Here is a 3,157-nt window from a genome sequence, read left to right as displayed (position 1 = left end):
GCATAGCGTGAGCTATTAAGCCGACCATTCGACAAGTTTTGGGATTGTTAAGGGTTCCGAGGCTCAACGTCAATAAAGCAATTGGAATAAAGCAACTTTGTTATTTATAATTATTTGATTGGAGGTGTGAATATGTTTTTTAAGTGTTCTATATGTGATGAAAAATTAAAGAGAGGTTATAAAACTTTAGCATGTGAGAATAACCATACTTTTGATATTGCAAAAGAGGGTTATTCGAATTTAATTTCAGGGCATAAAAAAAGTAAATACGATAAAAAATTGTTTATTGCTAGAAGAGAATTGAATGATAGTAGCAATTTGTATTCGATATTAATTTCAAAAATCATAGAAATTATTAAAAAATATGAGATTAAAACTAAAAATAATGTGATAGATGTTGGTACTGGTGAGGGTTATATTTTAAATGAAATTAGTAAAACATTTCTTGGTGAAAATGAATTCTTAGGTATAGACATTGCAAAAGAAGGTGTAAAAAAAGCAGCAAAATCATATAAAAATATAAATTGGTTGGTTGCTGATCTAGCTGATATACCAGTTATGAATGGGAATGTAGACTTTTTAATTAATGTGCTTAGCCCTTCTAATTATGATGAGTTTAAAAGAGTTCTAGATAAAGAGGGGAAATTGATAAAAATAATTCCTAATAGTGATTATTTAAAAGAAATAAGGAATATAGTCTTTAGTAATCATAAAAATAAGGATTATGATAATTCTGAGGTTATAGATTTATTTGAAGCTAATTTTAATAAAATTGAAATGATAGACATTAGTTATAAGGTTAAATTAAATAAAGAAGAATTGAATAAATTACTTGATATGACGCCTTTAACGTGGAATTTAAGTGACGTAGAAAAAGAAGGAATAATTAAGAAAAACTTAAGTGAAATTACGATGAGTTTTAAGGTTTTGGTTGGTGGTTTTAAAACGAGTTGAAAACGAGTTTCTTCTTGTCTTGATAATAAGGGTAACTATTGCCGGCGAGGCTAGTTACCCTTAAGTTATTGATATGACTGGTTTTAAGCACAAAAAAAGTTGCTTTTTCGTACCTATTAATGTATCGTTTTAAATGTCTAGTAAAAAACATACATAGAAAGGGGAAAAAGCAACTTTTTTTATTATCATAGTTTGGGAAAACTAAGTTGTTTTTATGTGTTATAACATGGAAAAGTATACTGAGAAAAAACAAAGAAATCAAGTATTTCAGAAATTTATTAAACGTCATATTGGAGAGAATCAAATGGACTTAGTTCAAGATTGCAATACATTTCTGTCTTTTGTAGCTGATAAAACTTTAGAAAAACAGAAATTATATAAAGCTAATTCTTGTAAAAATCGATTTTGTCCTGTCTGTGCTTGGAGAAAAGCTAGAAAAGATGCATTAGGTTTATCTTTGATGATGCAATATATTAAGCAGCAAGAGAAAAAGGAGTTTATCTTTTTAACTTTGACTACACCTAATGTAATGAGTGATGAATTAGAAAATGAGATAAAACGTTATAATAATTCTTTTAGAAAACTTATAAAGAGAAAAAAAGTAGGTAGTGTTATAAAGGGTTATGTTCGTAAGTTAGAGATTACATATAATAAAAAAAGAGATGATTATAACCCTCATTTTCACGTGTTAATTGCAGTAAATAAATCGTATTTCACAGATAAAAGATATTATATTAGCCAACAAGAATGGTTAGATTTATGGCGTGATGTAACGGGAATTTCAGAAATTACACAAGTTCAAGTTCAAAAAATAAGACAAAATAACAATAAAGAGTTATATGAAATGGCTAAGTATTCTGGTAAAGATAGTGATTATTTAATAAATCAAAAAGTGTTTGATGCATTTTATAAATCACTTAAAGGTAAACAGGTATTAGTTTATTCAGGATTATTTAAAGAGGCTAAAAAGAAATTAAAAAATGGGGATTTAGATTATTTAAAAGAAATTGATCCAACCGAATATATCTATCAAATTTTTTATATTTGGAAACAAAAAGAATATTTAGCTAGTGAACTTTATGACTTAACAGAACAAGAAAAAAGAGAAATTAATCACAAAATGATAGACGAAATCGAGGAAGAACAATAACAAAATATAAGTGCTAACAGCTGACCTCCCGATAACACCATGTAGTTATTGGGAGGTCAGCTGTTGAATTATGCACGAGTATTTTAAAAGTTATTGTGATGACGACGATAAACGATTATCAAAAGTATAATGTTAAAATGCTTTATTATACTAACGTTATATAAACAATATACTTTCGTTATACAAATTTTAACCCTGTTAGGAACTATAAAAAATCATGAAAATTTTAATTTGCATGTAACTGGGCAGTGTCTAAAAAATAGCCACTGGTTTTGCTTAAATTTTGTTTGTGAAATGAGAATATATTTATTTGGCTTATATTTGCGTTTTAAGAGCCAATATAAGTTTTTAGGTATAAAACTATATAAATTACCCTTAAATCTTTAAAATACCCCTTTAAAATGCAAAATAAGTATATTTGATTATCACATGTGTTTTTGAATTTAGCACGATACCATTTTGGTATGTAAGTGTGCCTTTGGATAAATAAAAAAGTCCTGGTCTATTATAGACCAGGACTTTTTTATTTATCGTTAGACCGCAACAACATTAGTTGCTTGTTCGCCACGTTGACCATCAACTATGTCGAAATCTACGCTTTGTCCATCTTCTAAAGATTTATAGCCTTCTCCAACAATGTTAGAAAAGTGAACGAATACGTCGTTACCATTTTCTCTTTCGATGAAACCAAAACCTTTTTCTGAATTAAACCATTTTACTGTACCGTTATTCATATAGAATACCTCCGAGTGCTTTTGCACATAATATTTGTAACAATTTCATTTATAAAAAAGAGGATATTCTAGAAAAATACACTACAATTAAATTCACGAGCTTTTATTACGTTAGATTAAGTATACGCTTATTTATTGGATAAGTACATCTTTATTTTTAAAAGCACGCATTTATGCCGAGAAAATTTATTGATCGTTGAGAAGAACCCTTAACTAAACTTGAAGACGAATGTCGGCATAGCGTGAGCTATTAAGCCGACCATTCGACAAGTTTTGGGATTGTTAAGGGTTCCGAGGCTCAACGTCAATAAAGCAATTG

Annotated in this window: 3 protein-coding genes; 2 read left to right on the top strand and 1 reads right to left on the bottom strand. The window is 28.5% G+C overall.

The window, feature by feature from the left end:
• Positions 1–132: 132 nt before the first annotated feature.
• Complete coding sequence (locus tag LQ688_RS13835; RefSeq protein ID WP_049948317.1) at positions 133–954, top strand: putative RNA methyltransferase; 822 nt, start codon at positions 133–135, stop codon at positions 952–954.
• Positions 955–1,180: 226 nt separating this feature from the next.
• A complete protein-coding gene (locus tag LQ688_RS13830) occupies positions 1,181–2,104 on the top strand; it encodes a protein rep (protein ID WP_094314590.1) in 924 nt (307 codons plus the stop codon).
• 533 nt (positions 2,105–2,637) lie between these two features.
• Here the strand turns inward: LQ688_RS13830 and LQ688_RS13825 are convergent.
• Entirely contained in the window at positions 2,638–2,838 is a 201-nt protein-coding gene (locus LQ688_RS13825) for a cold-shock protein (RefSeq protein WP_001059083.1), read from the bottom strand.
• Positions 2,839–3,157: the final 319 nt, after the last annotated feature.

The organism is Mammaliicoccus sp. J-M40 (genome assembly GCF_022386395.1).
GTDB classification, from domain to species: domain Bacteria; phylum Bacillota; class Bacilli; order Staphylococcales; family Staphylococcaceae; genus Mammaliicoccus; species Mammaliicoccus lentus.
The sequence above is the reverse complement of the archived record's forward strand: the minus strand, read 5'-3'. Positions and strand labels throughout refer to the sequence as shown.

Bases quoted from the DNA above. Each gene is read 5' to 3' on its own strand.
- LQ688_RS13835 (WP_049948317.1), top strand. From the start codon at position 133: ATGTTTTTTAAGTGTTCTATATGTGATGAAAAATTAAAGAGAGGTTAT.
- LQ688_RS13830 (WP_094314590.1), top strand. From the start codon at position 1,181: ATGGAAAAGTATACTGAGAAAAAACAAAGAAATCAAGTATTTCAGAAA.
- LQ688_RS13825 (WP_001059083.1), bottom strand. From the start codon at position 2,838: ATGAATAACGGTACAGTAAAATGGTTTAATTCAGAAAAAGGTTTTGGT.